The 22,156-nt window shown below is 75.5% G+C and carries 16 protein-coding genes; 6 read left to right on the top strand and 10 right to left on the bottom strand.

The window, feature by feature from the left end; translation table 11 throughout:
* The first annotated feature begins 32 nt into the window (after positions 1–32).
* From FJ694_RS23085 to FJ694_RS23075, 3 genes are all read left to right on the top strand, one after another.
* The gene (locus FJ694_RS23085; protein WP_157269674.1) at positions 33–2,921 is read left to right on the top strand and encodes a DUF2339 domain-containing protein; all 2,889 of its coding nucleotides are present in this window, start codon (positions 33–35) and stop codon (positions 2,919–2,921) included.
* Positions 2,918–4,363, top strand: coding sequence for a DUF3999 family protein (locus FJ694_RS23080; RefSeq protein WP_157269673.1), 1,446 nt, complete (start codon positions 2,918–2,920; stop codon positions 4,361–4,363). Before FJ694_RS23085 ends, FJ694_RS23080 begins: the two co-directional genes overlap by 4 nt.
* A 203-nt stretch (positions 4,364–4,566) precedes the next feature.
* Entirely contained in the window at positions 4,567–4,878 is a 312-nt protein-coding gene (locus FJ694_RS23075; RefSeq protein WP_157269672.1) for a hypothetical protein, read from the top strand.
* A gap of 82 nt (positions 4,879–4,960) precedes the next feature.
* On the opposite strand, the gene FJ694_RS23070 is transcribed toward FJ694_RS23075, so the two are convergent.
* The 4 genes from FJ694_RS23070 to FJ694_RS23055 form a co-directional block, all read right to left on the bottom strand.
* Entirely contained in the window at positions 4,961–7,018 is a 2,058-nt protein-coding gene (locus FJ694_RS23070; RefSeq protein ID WP_157269671.1) for a hypothetical protein, read from the bottom strand.
* Positions 7,019–7,164: 146 nt separating this feature from the next.
* Entirely contained in the window at positions 7,165–8,403 is a 1,239-nt protein-coding gene (locus tag FJ694_RS23065; RefSeq protein WP_157269670.1) for an anion transporter, read from the bottom strand.
* 52 nt (positions 8,404–8,455) lie between these two features.
* Positions 8,456–8,734, bottom strand: coding sequence for a helix-turn-helix domain-containing protein (locus FJ694_RS23060; RefSeq protein WP_157269669.1), 279 nt, complete (start codon positions 8,732–8,734; stop codon positions 8,456–8,458).
* Complete coding sequence (locus tag FJ694_RS23055; RefSeq protein ID WP_157269668.1) at positions 8,731–9,057, bottom strand: type II toxin-antitoxin system RelE/ParE family toxin; 327 nt, start codon at positions 9,055–9,057, stop codon at positions 8,731–8,733. Before FJ694_RS23055 ends, FJ694_RS23060 begins: the two co-directional genes overlap by 4 nt.
* An 83-nt stretch (positions 9,058–9,140) precedes the next feature.
* On the opposite strand from FJ694_RS23055, the gene FJ694_RS23050 reads away from it, so the two are divergent.
* Together FJ694_RS23050 and FJ694_RS23045 are read left to right on the top strand one after the other, a co-directional pair.
* Complete coding sequence (locus FJ694_RS23050) at positions 9,141–9,425, top strand: hypothetical protein (RefSeq protein WP_157269667.1); 285 nt, start codon at positions 9,141–9,143, stop codon at positions 9,423–9,425.
* Positions 9,426–9,432: 7 nt separating this feature from the next.
* The gene (locus tag FJ694_RS23045; RefSeq protein WP_157269666.1) at positions 9,433–10,284 is read left to right on the top strand and encodes a TetR family transcriptional regulator; all 852 of its coding nucleotides are present in this window, start codon (positions 9,433–9,435) and stop codon (positions 10,282–10,284) included.
* Here the strand turns inward: FJ694_RS23045 and FJ694_RS23040 are convergent.
* A complete protein-coding gene (locus tag FJ694_RS23040; protein WP_157269665.1) occupies positions 10,230–10,739 on the bottom strand; it encodes an antitoxin Xre/MbcA/ParS toxin-binding domain-containing protein in 510 nt (169 codons plus the stop codon). The genes FJ694_RS23045 and FJ694_RS23040 overlap by 55 nt on opposite strands.
* Positions 10,740–10,820: 81 nt before the next feature.
* Here FJ694_RS23040 and FJ694_RS23035 point away from each other — a divergent pair, with 81 nt between their 5' ends.
* The gene (locus tag FJ694_RS23035) at positions 10,821–11,054 is read left to right on the top strand and encodes a DUF2630 family protein (protein ID WP_157269664.1); all 234 of its coding nucleotides are present in this window, start codon (positions 10,821–10,823) and stop codon (positions 11,052–11,054) included.
* Positions 11,055–11,079: 25 nt separating this feature from the next.
* Here FJ694_RS23035 and FJ694_RS23030 read toward each other — a convergent pair whose 3' ends face one another.
* The 5 genes from FJ694_RS23030 to FJ694_RS23010 all read right to left on the bottom strand — a co-directional run bounded on the left by FJ694_RS23030 (position 11,080) and on the right by FJ694_RS23010 (position 22,093).
* Positions 11,080–11,838 carry a DJ-1/PfpI family protein gene (locus tag FJ694_RS23030; protein WP_198320951.1) on the bottom strand — a complete coding sequence of 253 codons (759 nt, stop codon included), beginning with the start codon at positions 11,836–11,838 and terminating at the stop codon, positions 11,080–11,082.
* Positions 11,839–11,879: 41 nt separating this feature from the next.
* On the bottom strand, positions 11,880–12,302 hold the full coding sequence (locus FJ694_RS23025; RefSeq protein ID WP_157269663.1) for an Lrp/AsnC family transcriptional regulator: 423 nt from the start codon (positions 12,300–12,302) through the stop codon (positions 11,880–11,882).
* 40 nt (positions 12,303–12,342) lie between these two features.
* Positions 12,343–16,158 (bottom strand): nSTAND1 domain-containing NTPase, encoded by a 3,816-nt coding sequence (locus FJ694_RS23020; RefSeq protein ID WP_157269662.1) that lies wholly within the window; start codon positions 16,156–16,158, stop codon positions 12,343–12,345.
* A gap of 4 nt (positions 16,159–16,162) precedes the next feature.
* Positions 16,163–17,575, bottom strand: a complete 1,413-nt coding sequence (locus FJ694_RS23015; RefSeq protein WP_157269661.1) for a toll/interleukin-1 receptor domain-containing protein — start codon at positions 17,573–17,575, stop codon at positions 16,163–16,165.
* A gap of 138 nt (positions 17,576–17,713) precedes the next feature.
* Positions 17,714–22,093 carry an nSTAND1 domain-containing NTPase gene (locus FJ694_RS23010; protein ID WP_157269660.1) on the bottom strand — a complete coding sequence of 1,460 codons (4,380 nt, stop codon included), beginning with the start codon at positions 22,091–22,093 and terminating at the stop codon, positions 17,714–17,716.
* Positions 22,094–22,156: the final 63 nt, after the last annotated feature.

Raw genomic sequence — 22,156 nt, 5'->3', positions numbered from 1 at the left:
CGCGGGCGCCGAACAACGACCAAGGAGGGCCCATGAAAACCTGGCTGCCGCTGCTGCTGGCGCTGATGCTCGGCACCGTGCTGGCGCAGGCCTTCACGGCGCCGTTCGCCATCGGCGTGCTGGCCGCCTTCGGCGTCTGGCTGCTGCGCCGGCAGGCCCGGCTGGAGGCGGAGCTGCGGCAGCTGCGCGCGGCCCTGGAGTCGGCACGCGCGCCGGGCGCGGTACCCGCGGCCGAGCCGGCGGCAGCGCCGGCCGAAGTTCCGGCCGAAGTTCCGGCCGAGGTTCCGGCCGACGTTGCGGCGACGCAGCCGGCCGGGTCCAGCCCGGCCCAGGACGTTGCGGCCGAACCCGTTGTCGCCGCACCTGCGTTGCCCGCCGAGGCGGTGCCCGCCCTGGCGCCGGCCACCGCCCTGGAAACCGACGAGCGCAGCCTCGGCGTGACCAGCTCGCTGGGCGCGACGCTGAAGGCATGGTTCACCGGCGGCAACACCATCGTGCGGCTGGCCGTGCTGATCCTGTTCCTGGGCGTGGCCTTCCTGCTGCGCTACGCGGCCGAGCGCGCCGTCATCCCCGTCGAGCTGCGCCTGGCCTTTGTCGCCGCCGGCGCGCTGGCGCTGGTGCTGCTGGGCTGGCGGCTGCGCGAGCGGCGCCGCGGCTACGCGCTGTCGCTGCAGGGCGCGGGCATCGGCATGCTGTACCTGACGCTGTTCGCCGCGCTGCGCCTGTACGGGCTGCTGCCCGCGGCGCTGGCCTTCGCGCTGCTGGCGGCGCTGGGCGCCTGCGCCGCGCTGCTGGCGCTGCGCCAGGACGCGCTGCCGCTGGCGGTGCTGGGCACGGCCGGCGGCTTCCTCGCGCCCGTGCTCACCAGCACCGGCGAGGGCAGCCACGTCGCCCTCTTCAGCTACTACCTGCTGCTCAATCTCGGCATCGCCTTCATCGCGCGGCACAAGGCCTGGAAGCTGCTGAACCTGGTCGGTCTCGCCTTCACCTTCGGCATCGGCCTGGGCTGGGGCTTCACCAGCTGGCGCCCCGGCCTGCTGGCCAGCACCGAGCCCTTCCTCGTCGCGCATGTGGCGCTGTACCTGTGGGTCGCGGTGCAGTACGCGCTGCGGATGTCGGAAGCACCGGCCCGGGACGCCACCCCCGCCGTCCCCGCCGTGCCCGCCGTGCCCGCCGCCTATGCCGACGGCGCGCTGCTGTTCGGCATGCCGCTGGCCGCCTTCGGGCTGCAGGCCGGCATGGTGCGCGACATCCCGTACGCGCTGGCGGCCTCGGCCGCGGTGCTGGCCGCCGTGTACCTGCTGCTTGGGCGCTGGCTGTGGCGCCGCCTGGGCGAGCGGCTGCGCCTGGTGACGGAAGGAATGCTGGCGCTGGGCGTGGTGTTCGCGGCGCTGGTGGCGCCGCTGGCGCTGGACGACGCGCGCTGGACCGCCGTCGCCTGGGCGCTGCAGGGCGCCGGCGTGGCCTGGGTGGCGCTGCGCCAGCGCCGCGCCTGGGCGCTGGCCCTGGGCGTGGCGCTGCAGGCGCTGGCGCTGCTCGCCTTCTGGGGCGAGCCGTTGCCGTCACAACCGGTTCCCTTCGCCAATGCCCCGTTCCTGATGCTGGCCCTGATCGCCGCGGCGCTGCTGTTCAGCGCGCTGCAGCTGCAGCGCCTGGGCCCCGCGGCCGAGCGCTGGCCCGGTGACGGCGGCCGCTTCATGCCCCGGCCCACGGCCGCCGGGCTGTACCGGCTGCACGCCGCGCTGCTGGGAACCGGCGCCCTGCACCTCGTGGCCGGCACGCTGCGCGAGGTGGCGCGCGCGCCCTGGGCCGCGCCCGACACGCCGCAGTCCGCGCTGCTGGCGCTGGCCGCGCTGGCGCTGCTATTCGAGGCGCTGCTCCGGCCGCTGCGCTGGCCGGAGCTTTCGATCGCCGCCCGGCCGGCGCTCGCGCTGGGCATTCCCTTGTGGCTGTCAGCCGTGTTCGACGAGCACATCGACCACGGCTTCGGCTGGGAGTGGTGGATGCCGTGGGGAACGCTGTCCACGCTGGCCTGGCTCGCCGCCGCGGCCTGGGTGCAGCACCGGCTCGACCACGACCCGGCGCCGGGGCCGCTGCGCCGCAGCTTCGGCGCCGAGCACGCGGCCGCCGGCTGGGTGGCGCTGGCCGGCGCGGCGCTGTGGGCGCATGCCGCCATGGCGACGCTGGCGCCGCGCCACGAGGGCTGGACGGCCGCCGCGGTGCTGGCCGCGCCCACCGCGCTGGCGTGGCTGGGACTGGGCGCGCTGCGGCGCGGGCGCTGGCCGATGCGCGCGCACCCCGGCGCCTGGCTGCGCGGCTGGGCCGCGCCCTGGCTGGCCGTCATGGCGCTGTGGAGCGTGCTGGTGAACGCCTTCGACGACGGCGGCATGGCGCCGCTGCCCTACCTGCCGCTGCTCAACCCCATCGACCTGGGCCACGTGCTGCTGGCGCTGTATGCGCTGCAGCTGCGCCGCACGTGGCGCGAGGTGGGCGCCGGCACGCCGCGGCTGTCGGCGCATGCCCTGGTGGGCTTCGGCGCGCTGCTGGCCTTCTGGTGGCTCGACAGCCTGCTGGTGCGCACGCTGCACCACTGGGCCGGCACGCCGACGTGGTTCGACGGCGCGCTGGGCAGCGGGCTGGTGCAGACCACCTTCACCATCGCCTGGACCCTGGGCGCGCTGGCGGCGATGTTCGTCGCCACGCGGCGCGTGCCGCCGGCGCTGGCGCGTCCGGTGTGGCTGGCCGGCGCCGCGCTGCTGGCGCTGACCGTGCTGAAGCTGATGCTGGTGGACCTGGGCCAGACCAGCGCGCTGCAGCGCATCGTGTCGTTCCTGGGCGTGGGCGCGCTGATGCTGGTCATCGGCTACGTCTCGCCGCTGCCGCCGGCCGCGTCCGCGCCGCGCCGGGAGGTGGCGCCGTGAAGTGCGCCGCCCCTTGCCTTTGCGGCGCCCTGGCGCTGCTGCTCGCCGCCGCGCCGGCCCTGTCCCAGGACGGCGACGACCGCCCCGCGCGCTACGCCGCCGCGGCGCCGCTGACGCTGGCCGCCGGCGGCGCCGGGCTGCAGCGCGTGGCGCTGCCGCTGGCGCTGCTGCAGGCCTCGCGCAGCCCCGGCTGGGCCGACGTGCGCATCTTCAACGCCGCCGGCGAGCCCGTGCCGCTGGCCTGGGCCGAGGCGCCGCCCGTGCCGGCCCCGCCCGCGCGCGAGGTGGCGCTGCCGCGCTTCGCCTGGCCCGGGCCGGTGGACGCCGCGGCCTCCGCCCCGGCGCCGCTGACGCTGCGGCTGCGCACCGACGGCGCCGTGCTCGACGTGCAGGGCGCCGCCGCGGCCGCGTCCGGCCCGGCCGAGCCCGGCACGCAGGCCTGGCTGCTGGACCTGTCGCCCCTGGGCCGCGAGCGCCCCACCGCACTGCGGCTGGACTGGCCGGCATCGGCGCAGGGCCTGGAGCGGCGCGCCACGGTGCAGGCCAGCCGCGACGCGCAGGCCTGGTCCGACGTGGGCGAGGCCACGCTGGTGGACGTGCCCGGCACCGCCGCCGGAGCCAGCGCGCTGCGCCAGCCGCGCATCGCGCTGCACGGGCTCGACGCGGCGCACCGCTACCTGCGCCTGGTGGTGCGCGGCGGCGCGTTCACGCTGGCGTCGGTGCACGCGGAACTGGCCGTGGCGCCGCCCCTGGAAGGGCTGGACAGCGCGCGTTGGCGCCTGCTGCCCGACGGCGAGCGCGCCTGGCGCCTGGACGCCGGCGCCACGCTGCCGGCGCAGCGGCTGCAGCTGCACCTGTCCGAGGACAACGCCGTGGTGCCGCTGCAGCTGCTGCGCCGCACCTCGCGCCCGGCCGCGCGCGGCGCGGTGGACTGGTGGCCGGTGGCCTCGCTCACGGCCTACCGGCTGCGCCGTGATGGCCGCGTGGACGAGGCCCCGCCGCTGCCGCTCGACGGCCAGCCCGCGCGCGAATGGCGCCTGGAGCCGGATGCGCGCGCGCCGCTGCCGGCGGCGCCGCCCGAGGCCACGCTGTGGTGGCGCGCGCCGCAGCTGGTGTTCGCCGCGCGCGGCCAGCCGCCCTTCACGCTGGCCGCGGGGCGCGAGCGCGCCCCCGCGGCGACGCTGCCGCTGGCGACGCTGCTGCCCGGCTGGGAGCCGGGCGCGGAGCACCGCCTGCCCGCGGCCACGGCCGGCGCGCCGCAGCCGCGCACGGTGGCGCCCCTGGGCGCCTGGGACGCACTGCGCGAGGCCACGCCCGCGCAGCAGCGCCAATGGCTGCTGTGGGCGCTGCTGACGCTGGCCGTGGCGGTGCTGGGCGTGCTGGCCTGGCGCCTGGGGCGCGACCTGAAGCAGCCGCCCCCGCCACCGCCGCCGGGCGGCTGAGGCCGCGCGCCGCGCACCTTGCGGTTTTTCCGAAGCGACGCTGAAGACGCCGCCTCACGCCGCCCGTGAAACCTGTGCGTGGAGAAGGCGTCGAATTTGCTGCAGGCCGGCCGGTCCACGCGCCGAGCGGCGCTGCGGACGGCGCCCGGATGCCTCCGGCGCACTGGCCTGTCTGTCGATTCAGCCACCGAGAGGAGACTGCGATGAACCACCTGAAGACCCTGCGCCTGGCCTGCCTGATGTCCGGCGCCGGCGTGATCGCCGCCGTGCTGTCGGGCTGTGCCTCGAACGCCGCGACGCAGCAGACCGCCGCCACGGGCGGCACGCCGATGCAGGCCACCACGACCGCCGCGGCGCCGGCCACCGGCGTGTCGCCGCAGGTCAGCGGCAGCGGCACCCTCAGCGCCGCCGACGTGCGCGACTGGTCCCAGGTGGACACCAACCGCGACAACCTGGTCTCGCCCGAGGAAATGGAGGCCTATCTCAAGGCCAATCCGTACACGCCGAAGAGGTAGCCGGCGCGCGGCGCGCGGCCGCGCACTGCTGCGTGCCCCGGCTGCCTGGCGGCAGCGCAGGCGCGCGCCGCCCGGCCGCGCGTCACTTCGGCGTGATCACGGGCACCTTGAGCTGCGACAGCACGGCGTTGGCCGCCGGCATGTTCAGCCGGGCCTGGGTGTACACCGTCAGGGCGTGGTTCTGGTAGCCCACGTGGATCAGGCCGCCGCGCTCCACGAACACGCGCGAAAAGCCCTGGCGCTGCGACAGCAGCGGCAGGTTCTTGAAGCTCATCACGCGCGCGTCGCCCAGCGTGGCGATGGCGTAGCTGCCCTTGCCGATGACGGTGCAGTTGCGCACCGAACCGTCGCTGCTGCGCTCCAGGCACTTGTAGTAGGTGGTCGTGTTGTTGGCCCCGAAGGCCACGCGCAGCAGCGCGTTGTTGGTGTAGAAGCCGCCGGTGCCCGGGGGCTGCGTCATCGCGCCGCCCAGGCTGCCCAGGCTGGCCGTGCTGTTGCTCCACCACTCGTTGTTGGCCAGGCTGGTGCCGCTGCTGTTGGAGCTGGCCTTGAAGATGCACGGCTTGCCGGGGTTGAGGCTGACGAGGCTCTCGAGCTTGGCGGGCCTGATCCTGTAGCTGGCCACGTTGTCCGGGGTCACGGCGGCACAGGCCGGCGAGCTGCTGGTGCGCGCGTCGCCGCCGGCGGCGATGCTGGCCTGGAAGGCGGTCACGATGGCCGAGTCCTGCACGTCGTACGACGGTGCCGTGCCGGTCGTCAGCGAGAGTTGGTAGCGCAGCCTGGAGCCGGTGGGGAACTTGGCGGTCTTGCCCAGCAGGTCCAGGTTGGCGGGGCCCCAGCTCGCATAGGGCACGCCGTCGAGCACGCCGGGGAAGCTGCGCAGCCGGGTCACGCCCGCCAGCAGGGTCTGGCCGCCGAGGTCCACGGCCCGGGTGGCCGACACGCCGGTCTCCCGGCCCGCGCAATAGCTGTAGCTCCAGCCGCCGGCCGCGCGCGGCGCCTGCGAGCTGCGGAAGCCCAGCGGGCAGCTGGCCCAGGCCTTGCCGTTCCAGTGCATGTCGTTGGCGCGCGCCGGATTGCCGTGGAAGCCCCAGCGCGTCACCGTGCCCGCGGCGTTGCGCACGAACTCGCTGTAGTAGCGCGTCGCGCCGCTGGCGTCGGCCGTGTTGTCGGCCGCGGTGCTGAGGTTGGCCCGGTAGAACCAGTTGTTGGCGTCGTTGAAGCTGAAGCCGCGCAGGGCCACGCCGGGCTGCCTGCTCGCGGCGTTGGACTCCAGCGGCATCTTCAGCATGCCGATGATGGCCAGCGCCTTGGCGGCGTCGAGCTTGAGGTCCCTCGGCACCGCTTCCCTGGCCATGGCCAGCAGCGTCGCTTCCTTGCTGGCGGCCGGGGTCAGGCTGGTGTCGGCCGCGGTGGCGGCCGCCGCGCCCAGCGCGGGCAGGCCGTCGAGCAGCGTGATGCGGATGGCCTTGTCCAGGTCGGCCTGCGTGGCCGTGGCGCCGCCGAGGTCGGTCTTGCCCACCACGGCGGCCTGCAGCGCCAGCGCCGCCTGCTGCTGCGTCAGCACCACCAGCCGCGCCAGCGTGGCCGCGCGCACCGACGCGGCGTCGGTGCCGGCGGAGAAGTCCGCCAGCGGCGAGACGCCCAGGCCGGCGGTGTTCTGGATGGCCGTGGCGGCCGCCGCGGTGGTCCCGCCCGCGAGTTCCTGGTAAGTGCGCACCAGCGTGGTCAGCGGCGTGACGAGCCCGCTCTGGTCCGCGGGCGCCTGGAGCACGAAGCGCGTGGCGACCTTGCCAAACACCTTGTCCACCGCGTCGGTGCCCACCACGGCCAGCAGCGGCGCCTTGCCGACGCTGGCGCTGGGCACCTGCAGCGTGGCCTTGCCCGTGGCGTCGCTGCGGCCCTGCGCCTCGCCGGCGTCGCAGGCGCCGTTGTCGTTGGCGTCCAGGCACACCAGCGCGTTGGCCAGCGCCCCGTCGATGACCCGCGTCGTCACGGCCTGCGTGGCCGGGGCGGCGGCGACGGCGGCCGCCTTCTCGGTGGCGGCCGGCGCGGTGCCGTCCCCGCCGCCGCAGCCGCTCAGCACCGTGGCCAGCACCCCGGCGCCGGCCAGTGCCTGCGTGATTCCCTTCGTTCCCATGGTTCGCCGCTCCCTCGCGCGTGATGGCCGCGCCGCGGCATGGGCAGCGCATGGGCCGTGACAAAAGCCCGCCATCATGCGGACGCAAAGTAACGAAACGCTGTCGGCGCGGGGCCGAAGCGTGACAAGTGCACGCGGGCGGGCTTTCAGCCCCACGCCAGCCACGCCGCGCAGATCGCCATCGACGCCAGCGTCACCGGCACGCCGATGCGCGCGTGCGTGCGCCAGTCGATCGCCACGCCGTGCCGCGCCGCGGCGTCCACCACGATGATGTTGGCGATGCTGCCGACGATGAGCAGGTTGCCGGCCAGCGTGCTCACCAGCGCCAGCAGCGGCCCGGCGTCGGGGCCGGCCAGCGGCAGCAGCAGCATCACCGCCGGCACGTTCGACACTAGGTTGCTCAGCACGAAGGTGGCGCCGAACAGCGTGGCCGGGTGGTCCAGGCGCCAGCCCGCGTCGGCGAGCTGCCGCACCAGGGCCTCGGGCAGCCCGGTGGCCTGCAGCGCGTGGTTGACCACGAACAGGCCCATGAACAGCACCAGCAGCTGCCAGTCCACCAGGCCCAGCATGTCGCGCGAGTGCAGCCGGCGGCTCAGCAGCAGCACGCCCGCGCCGGCCAGCGCCACCACCTCGCGCGGCCACGGCACGAAAAGGAAGCACAGCAGCACGGCCAGCGCCACCAGCAGGCCCTTGGCGGCCTGCCAGCGCGAGAACGGCAGGTCCTCGCCCGGCGGCGCCGCAGCGGGCACGCCGTCCGCCGCTGCGGCGCTTGCCGCCACCGCGTGGAGCCGCCCGCGCATCAGCCACGCCACCAGTGCCCAGGTGGCGGCCAGCGACGCCAGCACCGGCGTGATCACCTGCAGCACGTAGCCGCCGAAGGGCAGCTGCAGCCGAGCGCCGATGAGCATGTTCTGCGGGTTGCCGATGAGCGTGGCCGCCGAGCCGATGTTGGCGCTGCAGGCCAGCGCCAGCAGGAAGGGCAGCGCGTCGCGGCCGCGGCGTCGGCAGGCGTCCACCAGCACCGGCGCCATGGCCAGGCACACCACGTCGTTGCTGAACACCGCCGACAGCGCCGCCGACACCGCCACCAGCGCCCCCAGCAGCGCCGCCGGCCCGATGCGCAGCGCGGCCAGGCGCCGCGCCACGGCGTCGTAGAAGCCGGCCAGGCGCATCTGCGCCGAGATCACCATGAAGGCGAACAGCAGCAGGATCGTGGGCAGGTCGATCGACTGCGCCGCCGCCTCCACGCTCACCGCCTCCGCGGCGATGAGCGCGATGGCGCCCAGCAGCGCCACGCCGCTGCGGTCGAGCTGCAGGAAGGGCAGCCCGCCCAGGACCATGCCGAGGTAGACGAGGATGAAGACGAGGAGGACGAAGTCGGGCATGGGAAAGCGTGCCGCGCCTTGGAGCAGCGGCCATCAGATCGGTCGGGCGCCGTCAGGCGGGTTGCAGCTGGATGTGGACCTGCTGTCCGCAAGCCGCCGCCATGTTCACCAGCGCATCCAGCGAGAAGCGGCTGATGCGCCCGCGCAGCAGGTCGTTCATGCGCGGCTGGGTGACGGCGCAACGGCGTGCTGCCTCCGCCTGCGTCCAGCCCTCGCGCGCCACCAGCGCCGCGAGCGCCCGCATCAGCTCGGCGCGCGCCTTCAGGTTGGCGGCCTCCTCGGCCGTGTCGGCCAGGGCGTCGAAGACGCTGTGAAAGGTGGCATGGGTCATGGTCGGTTCCTCATCAGATCGCGATAGCGGCGGGCGGCAAGTTCGATGTCGGCCTTGGGCGTGGCCTGCGTCTTCTTCTGGAACGCATGCAGCACGAAGACGGCTTCAGGCAGGCGCGCCAGGTAAATGACACGGTAGGTGCCCTGCCCGGACCACACCCGCAGCTCCTCGACCCCAGCGCCAACGGCGGGCATGGGCTTGAAGTCGTCAGGCTGCTCGCCGCGCTGCACCAGGTCGAGCTGAAAACCGGCGTCCTGACGTGCATCGCCCGGAAAGTCACGAAGCGCTTTCAGCGAGTCGCCAAGGAACGTGATCGGCTTCATTCAAGGCACTATATCCGTTTGGATATGACGCCCGCGCTGGGCACCTGCCTTGCCGCCTCGGCGGATCAAGGAGACTCACCGTCATGACCATCCGCAATACCCCATCGTCCACCCCGCCCGGCGACAGCGCCGGCTCGCGCGGCGGCAGCATCAGCCCCACGCAGAGTGAACACACCGGCCTGGCCGACGGCCAGCCCGGGCAGGAGCCGGCCGGGCGCGAGGGCCGGCCCGGCACCGACGGCCCCACCTCGCAGGGCCTGGCCGGCGCTCAGGGCAGCGGCGGCGGTGCCGAGCGCGGCATCCAGCAGGACCCGGGCACGGGCAGCGGCACCGGCGCCGACCGGCCCGCGGGCCCGCAGGGGGGCTGAGGCGCGGATGACCGGCATCGATCGCGACTGGCACTTCGTCCTGGGCGCCCAGGACCCGGAGATGCGCGAGATCCAGCGCGTCATCGACAGCGAGCACCTGGCCTGGGCCCATGCCGCGCGCGGCGGACGCCGCTGCAGCGCGCGCAGCGCCTACGCCGCCGACGGCGTGGTGCGCGTCGGGCCCGACCAGGTGCCCCGCCCCGCCGTGCTGCCGCCGCGCGCGCCGGCGGTGTTCGTGGAGTGCACCGTGCTGGGCGCGGAGCCGGCCGTGCGCGTGGACCACCACAACCCGGGCGACCCGGGCTACGAGGTCGAGCCCGAGCGCTTCATGGAAGGATCCTCGCTGGGCCAGCTGCTGCGCCTGCTGGAGCGCGAGCCCACCGAGACGCAGCGGCTGCTGGCCGCCGGCGACCACTGCCTGACCGCCGCCTACCAGGGCCGCTGTCCGGGCGTGGACCCGGGCGAACTGCTGTTCCTGCGCGCCTCATGGAAGGCCAAGGTGATGGGGCGCACGCTCTCCGACGTGGTCGAGGGCATCCTCGACGCCGCCAAGCGCGTGAAGGCGCACCACGACAGCGAGCTCGGCGAGAGCCGCTTCCTGGACCCGACCGAGATCCCGCTGGACCTGGCCGAGGGCGCCGCTTACGCCGGGCTGCCGATCCGCTACCGCGAGCTGCTGCCCGAAGGCGTGCTCAAGGAGATGTACAAGGGCGGCACGCCGGCCGAGGTCGAGCGCTTCATGGCCGAGCACGAGGCCGCCGGGCGGCATGTCTACGGCAACCCGTACCGCGGCTACGCCGGCACCTACTGGGGCGGGCGGCGCATGCCGGCGGTGGCGGGGCGGGAAGTGGACGGCTGATCAGCCTCATCCCGCAACAGCCTCTCCAGCGCCGCCCAGGCTTCGGGCTCGCCCAGCGCCGCCGCCGGCGTGCGCCCGGCCAGGGCGGGATGCGGCTGCTCGATCCAGCGGCCGAGCCAGCGCGCGACGTCGAAGCCCGGCCCGCCGCCGCGCAGCGCCTCGGCCTGCGCCAGCAGCCGCAGCAGCGCCAGCGCGCGGGCGCCGGCCACGGCGTTGAGCGGCGCGTCGGCCACCGACTTCTTCTCGGCCGCGGAGCGGTTGGTGCCCAGGATGTCGCGGAAGAAATGCCGCGGCGCGATGTCGAGCGCGCGGCCCAGGTCGCGCGCCAGCACCGCCGGCACGCCGGCCGCGGCCAGGGCCGCGAGCGTGGGGGCATCGGCGCCAGTCAGCGCGCGCGCCTCCGCCATCAGGCTCTGGCCGGTGCGGTAGCGCAGCGGCTCCACGGCGGGGCTCACCGCGCCGCCTCCGGCCGGGCCGCCGGCGGCCACGGGCACAGGGGTTGCCGCCCTGTCGGCAACCTTTGAAGGAGCCGCACCGTGGACGACAAGACGATCCTGCAGCACATCACCGAGCTGGTCGAAGAGGAGAACCGGCTGCGCGCCGAGACCGCGGCGCCGGAGCAGCACAGCGCCCGTATCCAGGCGCTGGAGGAAGAGCTGGACCAGTGCTGGGATTTACTTCGCCAGCGCCGCGCCAGGCGCGAGTTCGGCCAGAACCCCGATGACGCCCAGGTGCGCGACAAGGACACGGTCGAGAAGTACATCCAGTGACTCCGGCGCGGCGCCGAGGGCGGCTTCAGTCCCCGCCCCCGTCGCCGCCGCCATCGCCGTTGCCGCCGCCGGCTTCGTCCGCGCCGCCGCCCTCGCGCCCCTGCGGCCCCGCCGCGGCGCGCGACAGCTTTGCGAAGTACGCCGACTTGCCCGTCTTGTAGAGTTGCTCCCAGGCCTGCAGCGCCTCGTCCTCGTAGATGCCCAGCAGGGCGAAGATCTCTCGCGCGAACTCGATGGGCGCCATGCCGCCGGCGGTGATCAGGTTGCCGGCGCGCAGCGCGGCCACGTCGCGGTAGCCGTCGGCGCCGCCGTAGCCGGTGCCTTTCAGGTAGCTCAGCGCGTTGCTGGTGTGGGGCCGGGACTCCAGCCAGCCCGCGCGCGCCAGCGCCGCGGTGGCGCCGCAGATGGCGGCCACCGGCACGCCGCGGCGCAGGAACTCGCCGGCCTTGCCGATGGCGGCGTGGTGCGAGGCGTCGTCGGCCCAGCCGATGCCGCCGGGCAGGATCAGCATCGCGCTGGCGTCGGGCCGCAGGTCTTCCACCGCCATGTCGGGCAGCACCGAGACGCCGCCCATGGAGCGCGGCACCGCGTGCCGGCCCGGGCCGACCGTCTTGACCTGCCAGCGCCCGGGCTCGCGCTGGAACTGCGGGTTGTGGATGCCGGCCACCGCGAAGGCGGCCTCCCAGTCGGCGAAGCCGTCGAAGACGTAGAGGTGGACGGTGTGCAGCGGGTTGGCGTCGGCGCTGGCGGCAGCCGCGGCGCCGGAGGAGGCGAGGTCTTGCATGACCGGGCGGGTCAGCAGGCGCCGTGCCTTGGGGCGCCGGTTCAGCGGTAGGTGGCGAGGTGAATGCTGGTCTCGGTGCCGCGGATGCCCTGCAGCAGCCGGATGCGCTCCAGCACCTGCGACAGCGCCTGCAGGCTGTCGGCGCGCAGCTCGGCCAACAGGTCCCAGCGGCCGTTGGTGTCGTGCAGCGCGGTGACGCCGGGCTCGCCCAGCAGCCGCGCCACGACCTCGCGCGTGCGGTTGCCCTCGACCAGGATGCCCATCCACGCCGTGATGCCCTCGGGCTGCGCGTCGGGGCGCAGCAGCACGGTGTAGCCCACGATCACCTGTTCCTGCTCCAGCTTGCGGATGCGGTTGGCCACCGTGCCGCGCGACACGCCCAGGCGGTGCGCCAGCGTGGCGGTGCTCAGGCGGGCGTCGGCGCGCAGCAGGGCCAGCAGGCGGTGGTCGAGGTCGTCGAGCATGGGGCGATGGTGGCACGCAGGAACGGACCTCCAGGCTCCGTCAGGGGCGGGCGGCCATCCTGGACGCCTCCGGCTGGGCGCACCGGCCAAGCGCCGCCTCTCCCTCCACCGGCAACCCCTCGCACTGGCATCGGTACCGCTCGTCCTGTCCCACCCACTCCGCCCACGCCGCCGGGCTCATGTTGCGCGTGAGCCGCTCGCACAGCGTCTGCGGCCACACGCCCGGCGCGGGCCACAGGTGCAGCACCGCGTCCAGCGTGCCGGCCGCGGCGATGCGCCGCGCGTCGGGGCTGAAGGCCAGCGCCGCCACCGGGCCGCGCTGGCCTTCCAGCGCCATGCCCAGAAGCCGGCGGGATTCCACGTCCCACACCCGCAGCACGCCCAGCCAGCCGCCCGCCACCAGCCGCTTGCCGTCGGGCCGGAACACCACCCGCAGCACCGGCCCGCGGTCGCCCTGCAGCTCGCCACGCGGCTCGCCCGTGCGGGCGTCCCACAGCCGCACCGCGTGGTCCCAGCCGGCCGAGGCCAGTAGCGCGCCGTCCGGGCTGAAGGCCAGGCCCATCACGCGGTCCTTGTGCCCGGCCAGCGGCGCGCCCAGCGGCTGCAGGTTCGACGCGTCCCAGAGCCGCACCCGGCCGTTGCCGCCGGCGGCGGCCAGGCGCCGCCCGTCGGGGCTCCACGCCACGGCCCAGATCTCGCCGACCTCGCTCTGCAGCGGCGCGCCCAGCGCCGCCCCCGTGGCCGCGTCCCAGCGCCGCAGGCTGCCGTCGTGGCTGCCGGAGACCAGGACCGCGCCGTCCGGGCTGAAGGCGACGCCCGTCACGCGGTCGGTATGGCCGGCCAGCGCCGCGCCCTGCGGCTGCCCGGTGGCGGCGTCCCAGCGCCGCACCGTCCGGTCGGCACCGGCCGAGGCGATCCAGCGCCCGTCCGGGCTGAAGGCCACCGCCAGCACCCGGTCGCCGTGGCCGCGCAGCGGCTCGCCCAGCGGCCGGCCCGTGGCGGCGTCCCACAGCCGCAGCGCGTGGTCGCCGTGGGCGGTGGCGATGCGCCGGCCGTCCGGGCTCCACGCCAGGTCCAGCAGCAGCCCGTGCGGCGGCACCGGAGGGACGCCGGACGGCCCGGCGGCGGACGCCATGGGCTGCAGGGTGTAAGCCAGCACGCCCGGCACGGTGCTCTCGGCCAGGAAGCGGCCGCGGGCGCGCTCGCGCCGGGCCAGCACCAGCGCGTCCAGCGCCGCGGCGTCGTCGCTGCGCCACCAGCGCAGGTTGCCGTCCAGGCTGGCGGACAGCAGCCGCTCGCCGTCCGGGTTGAAGGCAAGCGCCGTGATGCGCCCCTCGAAACCGTCGAACACCGGCTCCAGCAGCCGGCGCCCGCGCAGGTCCCACAGCCGCAGCACTTCGCCGGCGCCGCCGGCAGCCAGCCGCGCGCCGTCCGGGCTGAAGGCCAGCGCATGCACCTCGTCGCCGTGGCCGGGCAGCGGCGCGCCCAGCGGCGCGGCCGTGGCGGCGTCCCACAGCCGGATGTCGCCGCCCTGGCCGGCCGAGGCCAGTTGCGCGGCGTCCGGGCTGAAGGCCAGCGCGTGGATGCCGCCCGGGTGCAGCACCGGCGGCGCGGGCCGCGCGGCATCGGCCGCGCCGGCGGCGGCATGCCAGCGCCACAGCTGCCCGGCGACGTCGCCGGCGGCGAGCCAGCGCCCATCCGGGCTGAAGGCCACGGCCTGTACCGGACGGCCGGGCTGCTGCTGCAGCAGCGTGTCCAGGCCGCGCCCGTCCTCGGCGTCCCACAGCCGCAGGCTGCCGTCCTCTCCGCCCGAGGCCAGGCGGCGGCCGTCAGCACTGAAGGCCATGGCCAGCACATGGCCCTCGTGGCCCTGCAGCGCGCCGCCCAGCGGCCGGCCCGTGGCGCCGTCCCACAGCCGCAGCGTCTGGTCGTCGCTGGCCGAGGCCAGCCGGCGCCCGTCCGGGCTGAAGGCCAGCGCCTGCACCGCGGCCACGTGCCCGGACAGCGGCTCGCCCACGGGCCGGCCCGTGGCGCCGTCCCGGAGCTGGATGCGGCCATCGTCGCCGGCCGTGGCGATGCGCGTGCCGTCGCGGCTCACGGCCAGCGCGCGCAGCGGCGTGCCGGCATCGACCAGCCGTGCCAGCCCCGGCTGCGCCAGCACCGCCTGCAGCAGGTTGCCGTCCACGGCGCCGGGCTCCAGCCGGTGCGCGGCCAGCAGCAGCTGCAGCGCCAGCTCGTCGCTTTCCACGCGCGCGTCGATGAGCATGGCCTGCGCCTGCGCGGCCAGGCGCAGCGCGTTGGCACGGCGGCCCCGCTCCTGCGCCGCCTGCTTCTGGTCCACCGACTCCTGGAAGGCCCACAGCGCGAAGCCCAGCAGCGCGCACAGCATCAGCGTCAGCGCCCCCAGCCCGTTGCGCATGCGCGCCAGCCCCGCGCGCGCGCGTTCCGACTGCTCGCGCCGCCGCCGCTCCAGCGCCGCCTCGCGCTGCGCCGCCTCGTGCGCGAGTGCCTGCTCGCGCTGCTGCGCGGCCTCGCGCGCCAGCCGCGCGTCGCGCGCGCGCGCCACGATGCCCACCAGCCGGTCGTGGATCAGCTCGATGCGCGCCACGCCCTGCTGCTGCTCGATGCGCAGCAGCCGGTGCTGCTCGGTCAGCGCCGCGAGCTCGGCCGCCGTCAGCAGCCCCTGCGCCAGCGCCTCGTCGCGCGGGTAGCTGCCGCGGTAGCGCCCGCCCTGCACCAGGTGCGTCTCGATGAAGCGCGGCACGCGCTCGGGCAGGTCCACCAGCGCCTCGTCGTGGAAGCTCTGCAGGATGTCCTGCCCGGCGCTGGCCAGCAACGCCTCGTCCACCCGCGCGCCCGGCGCGCGGCGCCGGTTGAGCTGGGTGCAGCACAGGCTCAGCAGCACCGGCTCGACCTCGGCCTCGCCCCCGGCCGCGGCGGCGCAGACGCCCGTGCCGCCGCCGGGCTCCTCGCAGCGCGAGACGAAGTCCACGATGGCCGCCGCCACGCCCGGCGCCAGCACCGCCGCGCCGGCGCGCTCGGTGGCGGCCACGGCCTGGCGCGCCGTCATCGGCAGCAGCCGCAGCCGGCTGCGCAGCAGCGAGGGCACGCGGTCCTTCCAGCCCTCGACTTCGGGCAGGAAGTCCTCGCGGAAGGACAGCACCACGCGGGCCGGCTGCGCGTCCAGCGCCAGCGCGCGCAGCCGCTCGCGCGCCCCCGGCCCCTCGCACAGCTCGGCCGGGATGCGGTTCTCGATCAGGTCGGCCATGGCGTCGAAGACGCTGCCGATGCGCTCGCGCCCGACGCCGCCGCGCGAGAACAGCTCCTCGAACTGGTCGAGCACCAGCACCGGCGTGAGCAGGTGGTTGTCGGCGCTCCAGATCTCCAGGTCGCGCCGGTGCAGGTACTCCCACAGCCCCTGGCCCGGCGCGCGCGGCGGCGCTTCCGCGCCGGTGCGCGCGATCTCCTCCTCTAGCCGCCGCGCCACCTGCTCCAGCGGCGCGCAGGCGGCTTGCGGGCCGAAGTCCACGCGCACGTACACGGGCAGGAAGCGCTCGGCGCGCAGCGCCGGGAACACGCCGGCCATCAGCAGCGAGCTCTTGCCCAGGCCGGACTTGCCGTAGAGCACGGCCAGCGGCGACAGCCGGATCAGGCGCAGCAGCTCCGCGGCCTCGTCCTCGCGGCCGTGGAAGAAGCCCTGCGCGCCCTCGTCGTAGGCGGCCAGCCCGGGCCAGGGATGCTGCGCGTCGAGCCGCACGGCGCAGGACGGGACGGCGCCGGCATCGGTGCCGTCATCGGTGCGCGCGCACCGGTCGCCGTTGCCGGTGGCGCCGGAAGGCGCGAGGAAGGCGTCCATGGCCTCAGGCCAGCGCGCGCTCGGCGTCGGGGCGCCGGGCCTCGCGCACCAGGGCCTTGAGCCGCGACATCAGCCGCCCGTCGGGCACGCCTTCGGGCGCGTGGCCGAAGTCCAGCTCCAGCCACGGCCGCACCGGCTCGGCCTGGTAGCGCTCGGGCTCGTAGTCCCCGTCCACGATCACCGGGAAGATGAAGCTGCGGTTCATGCCGCGCTGGCGGTCGTTGATCGCGCGCCACTCGCGGAACACGAAGGCTTCCTCGCGCTGCAGCGCCCTGTCCGACAGCAGCGGCAACGCGTAGCGGCAGCCGCGGATGCCGTCGAAGATGCGCTGCGCGAAGTCGTGCCCGGGCTCGATGCTCTGGCGGTCGAACCAGATCTCGCCCTCGGACACACCCACCTTGAGCAGCGCCTGGAACAGCGCCTCGGCGCGCGGCAGATCGGTGGCGCGCGAGTAGCTGATGAAGAACAGCGGCTGCGGCGGCGGTCCGGCCGGCACGGCCGCGGCGGCGCCCGCGCCGCCAGGGCCCGCCTCGCCCGCGCGCGCGGCCTGCTCGGCGCTCCAGCGCCGGTGCAGCTCGGCCACGAACCGCGCCGGCGGCAGCGACGACAGCACCTCGGTGTCGCGGCTGTAGCTGCGCAGGAAGCTCGTCAGCCCGGCTTCGGGCTGCAGCTCCTCGATCAGCCACTCGCGCTTGGCCTTCTCCGACAGCCGGCTCTTGTTGGTCACGCGCAGGAAGAAGCGGCCGAGCCAGTCGGGGAAGTTGCAGCCGATGAGCAGCAGGCTCCTCTCCTGCAGCTCGCCCAGGAACGTCGCGGGCACGTGCCCGCCGCGGGCCATGATGTTGTGCGCGTACTCCAGCACGTCCTCGTCGTGGATGGCGAACATCGGCGCCGCGCGCGACTTGCCGAAGAGATAGAGCAGCTGCGCCTCGCCGGCGCGCGACTGCCAGTCCAGGGGCAGGTCGCGGCCCTCGCTGGTGGGCAGCCGCGGCGAGTGCACGATCTCGTTGACGGCGCAGCGCCGGCGCAGGCTGCGCGCGAGCAGCTCGTCGGGCGTGAGCGTGACCAGCAGCCTGAAGTCGCTGATCTGCGCCAGCTGCCGGATCGGCTCGGGCACCACCGCGGCATCGTCCCCGGCGGTGAGCTCCCGCAGCGCGGCATGCACGTCGCCGTAGAGGTCCTGCAGGTTGACGCGCGGCTTGAGCAGCGAGACCGCCTCCTGCAGCTCGCGAAAGGCGGGCAGCGGCATGTCGGGGTCGATGCCGTCGTCCGCATGCCACTGCAGCAGCAGCCGCGCCACGCGCGACTGCAGCGGCGGCTGCCCGCCCGCGCCCACCAGCAGCTGCGCCCCCACCACCGGCACCACCATGCCGTCGCGGATCTGGCCCAGCAGCCGTCTCCAGGCCGCCTCGTTCATGCTCGCCTCCCTGGTCCCGGGGCCGCCCGCGCGGGCGGTGGGTTGCGCAAATCCGCGCGCCGGTTCGGGCAGCGCGCTTGTAACCCATCGTACAGGGTGGGAAACGGCAGCGGCCCCATTCCCGGGGCCGCGGGGCCGTCAGCGGGCGAGCAGCGGCTGCGCGGGGGTGCCGGGGCACATTTCCGGCTTCGCCGTGGAGGCCGGGTCGTCGGGGGTGATGGGCAGGCCCGGGCACTGGCATCGGTATTCGATGTCGGAGGCGACCCACTCGCGCCATTCCTTGCGGCTCATGTTGCGGGTGAGTTTGGCGCAGAGCTCGTCGGGCCAGGCCGCGGGAGCGGGCCACAGCAGCGGCGTACCGTTGCGCCCGGCGGACACCAGGCGCTTGCCGTCCCAGCTGAAGGCCAGCCCCCAGACCTCGCCGGTGTGCCCCTGCAGCGGGGTGCCCAGCGGGCGGCCCGTGTTGGCGTCCCACAGCCGCAGCGTCGGGTCGGCCTTGAACCCGGCTGCGGATCCGGAGATGCCGATGGCTCCCCCGCTGGCCGAGGCGAGGTAGCGCCCGTCCGGGCTAAAGGCCACTCGCGACACCGGCCCCTGGTGGCCTTGGAGCCGGCTGCCGACCGGCCGGCCTGAGGCGACGTCCCAGCGCTGCAGCGTGCCGTCGGTGCTGCCCGAGACGATGTGGCCGCCTTCCGGGCTGAAAGCCACTGCCGTGACGGGCTCTCCATGCCCGGCCAGCGGGGCACCGACGGGCCGGCCGGAGCTCGCGTCCCACAACCGCAGCGTCCGGTCCCGGCTGCCGGAGACGATGCGTCGGCCGTCCGGGCTGAAGGCCACACATTCCACGGCACCGTCGTGCCCCTGCAACGGCGCGCCCATGGGCTCGCCCGTCATGCCGTCCCACCGCTGCAGCGTCCGGTCCGCACTGCCCGAGACGATGCGGGTGCCGTCCGGGCTGAAGGCCACGCTGCGCTGGTGCGCCCCGCCCTGCGTCCCCCGCGGCGGTCCCAGCGGCGTGCCGGTGTGGGCATCCCACAGCCGCAGGGTGCCGTCGTGGCTGACCGAGACGATGCGCCGGCCGTCCGGGCTGAAGGCCACGTCCGCCACCCAGTACAGGTGACCTCGGAACGGCTTGTCATCCAGGGGCCGGCCGGTGGCCACGTCCCACAGCCTCAGCCCGTTGCGCAGGTTGCCGGCGACGACGCGGCTGCCGTCCGGACTGAAGGCGACGCTGGACACCAGGTGGTCCGTCCCCGAGAGGGGCAGGCCCAGCCCCTGGCTGGCCTGCGCGCTCCACAGCCGCGGCGCTTCGCCATTGCCGCTGGAGACGATGCGGCCACCGTCCCGGCTGAAGGCCACGCCCAGCACCGGGCCCGCGTGCGCCCGCAGCGGCACGCCGACCGGCTCGCCGCTGCCCGCATCCCACACCCGCACCGTGCCGTCGTCGCCGCCCGACACGATGCGGCGGCCATCGGCGCTGAAGGCCACGCTGCGCACCTCGCCCTGGTGCCCCGTGAACCGGGACCGGTCCGGAAAGATCGTGTCGGTGTCGGAGTGCCAGTCCAGCAGCGGCCCGTCGTCACGGCCCGCCACGGCGTGCGTGCCGTCGGCATTGAAGGCCATGCTGCGCACCCGCCAGGGCAGCCGCTGCAGCGCCCACGCGGTGGCACGGCCGCCCGCCAAGTCCCAGCCGCGCACCGCGCCATCGGCATCGCCGGAGACGACGCGGCCAGGCCCGGCAAAGGCCACCGCCAGCACCGCGGCGGCATGGCCGGACAGCGGCGGGCCCAGGGGCCGGCCGGTGTCCGCATCCCACAGCCGCACGCTGCGGTCGTCGCCGCTGGAGACGACGTGGCGGCCGTCGGGGCTGAAGGCCGCGCCGTTGACCGCGCCCTCGTGTCCCGGCAACGCCTCGCCGATGGGCTCGCCCGTCGCGGCATCCCACCGCAGCAGCCGGCCGTCGCTGCCGCCGGAAACGAAGCGGCCACCTCCGGGTGCGAAGGCGAGCACGTTCACGCGCCCGTGGTGGGCCTCGCCGCGAAAGGCGAGCGCGCGACCGCTGCCGGTGTCGAAAACCTCCACCGAGCCGTCATCGCCGCCGGTCACCACCCGGCTGCCGTCGGGGCTGAAGGCCACGGCCCGGGCGGTTTCGCGCAGGCCCTGGGTGTGCAGCTTCGCGAGCTCGCGTCCCTGCAGCACCTCCAGCAGCTCACCGTCCACCGCCCCCGGCGCGGTGCGCGCTCCGGCCAGCAATTGCAGCAGCGCCCGCTCGTCGCCGCCCGCGAGCGCGCCGGCCCGCATTGCCTTCGCCTCCGCGGCCAGCCGCAGCGCATTGGCGCGCACCGAGGCCGACGTCGCGAGCCGCTGCGCCGCGGTGGCCTGCCGGAACTGCTCGTAAGCCCAGGCGGCGGTGAGCGCCACGACCGCCAGCGCCGCGTACAGGCCGCGCTGCCGCACCCGCAGCCGGCGCGCCCCCGCTTCCGCCTCGCGGCGCGCCAGCACCTCGACTTCGGCCCGCTTCTCCTGCTCCGCCGCGATGCGCTGCGCCGCCTCCAGCTCGGCCTGCCGGCGCGCCTGCTCCTCGTGCCTGCGCACGTCCTCGCGCCGCCGCGATGCCGCCAGGAAGTCGCGGCAACTCTCCAGCCGCCGCACGAAGCCGGGCTTGCCCGCCAGCGCCTCGGCAATGCCCAGCCGTTCTCCCTCCATCAGCCAGGCGTCCCTGCGCCCGGCCTTCTCCCAGGCCTGCGCCGCGCGCTCCAGCACGTCGGCGTCCTTCAGGTCCTCGCGCTCGGCCGCGAGCCAGCCGGCCAGCTCATCCCATTGCCGCAGCAGTGCCTCGTGCGCCACCTCCACCACGGTGTCGTCGCCGCGCCGGTCCGTCAGCAGCAGCCGCCGCGCGGCCAGCGCATGGACGAGCGCGTGGCTGGGCGGCGGCAGGTCCGCCAGCCGCGCCACGCGGCGCATGGGCTGGTCGTTGGCCGGGTTGATCGTCGCCAGCCAGGGCACGAAGGCGGCGCGCAGCAGCGCCAGCTGTTGCGCGCGCGTGGCCGCGTCGGCCGCCAGCATGCCTTCAACTTCGTTGCGCACCACGCTCGCCAGGCCGCCCATGTCGCGGTAGTCATCCAGACCGAGCCGTCCCCCGGCGCCGTAGTCGCGGTACAGCCGCGCCAGCACCAGGCCCAGCAGCGGCAGCGTGTCGCCGCCCTGCGCCGAGTCCTCTACCAGCCGCTCCACCAGCGCGGGCTCGACCGCCAGGGCCTGGCCCGCCGCCTCGGCCCGCTGCGCCGGGCCGGTGATCACGTCCCTGAAGCGCGTAGGCGGCATCGGCTTGAGGTCGTCGAACACCACGCCCTGCAGCCCGGCGAGCTCGGACGCGGCCTGCAGCGGCTCGTAGCGGTCCGAGCGAATGGTGAAGGCCGCGATCAGCGGCACCGCCCCGGCGCCCGCCGGACCGTCTCCACCCGCCCCCATCACGCCGCCGAGCAGGCGCAGGAAGGCCTGTGCCTCCTCGCCCGCATCGGCGTTGAACAGCTCCTCGGCCTGGTCCACCGGCAGCAGCGGCACCGGCACTGCCTCGCCGTCCAGCGGTTGCAGCAGCCGCGCCGCGGCGGCGTCCCGCAGCGCGTGCAGCAAGGCCGCCAGCGCCGCAGGCCCGCCTGTGCGCAGCCGCTCCAGCAGCCGACCCGGTGCCACGTCGGGCAGGTTCAACGCCATCAGCGCACGCCGCAGCGCCTGCACCAACCCGTGCGGTCCCGACAGCGGCGCACGCTGCGGCCGCACCGGCGCCAGTGGCAGGAAGTGGCGATCGTCGCGCGCCAGCCGCGGCAGCAGCCCGGCGCGCAGGAACGACGACTTGCCCGCGCCCGAGGCCCCCAGGATCACGAACAGCCGCTTGTCGGGACCTGCGCGCATGCCACGCAGCGCGTCCAGCGCGCGCACGATCTCCACGTCGCGGCCGAAGAACACCGCCGCATCGACCGACTCCAGCGGCTCCAGGCCGCGGTACGGGGCGCGGCCGGGATCGTCAGGCGGCGGCCAGGGGAAGAAGGACGCGTCCAGCTGGGCGCGGTGCAGCCCGTCGGCCAGGCGCAGCAGGCCCTCGGCCCGGAACTCGACCCGGTCTGCGGCCTCCCTGTACTCGAAGTGGATGCCGGCCTGGCGCCCCTCGCCCGCCAGGCGGCACAGCTGCCACTCGGCCGTCAGCTCCGCAGGCAGCTCGCCCAGGGGCACCTCGTGCAGCACCACGGCGAAGATGCGCTTGTTCAGGCTCTTGGCGAGCAGGAACTCCGCCAGGCACCACTTCGAGGCGGCCCAGGCCGGCGACAGCAGCACCAGCACCGCCTCGCAGCGGTCGGCCGCCCGGCGCAGCGCCTCCTGCCAGCGCTCGCCCGCGGCCAGGCCGCGCTTGGGATCGACGTCCAGGAACACGTCGTCCCAGCCGTTGTCGCGCAGCCACTGGCACAGCGCCACCGCCTCGCGCTCATCCGCGCTGGAATGGCTCAGGAAGATGCGGGACATCGCGGCTCACCTCCAGCGTGGAAGTGTCCGCGCGGTTGGTGGCGGGTGGGACGGTGAAACCTT

Origin of the sequence: Azohydromonas aeria (assembly GCF_009760915.1) — a bacterium.
Taxonomy (GTDB): Bacteria; Pseudomonadota; Gammaproteobacteria; order Burkholderiales; family Burkholderiaceae_C; genus Azohydromonas; species Azohydromonas aeria.
The sequence above is the reverse complement of the archived record's forward strand: the minus strand, read 5'-3'. Positions and strand labels throughout refer to the sequence as shown.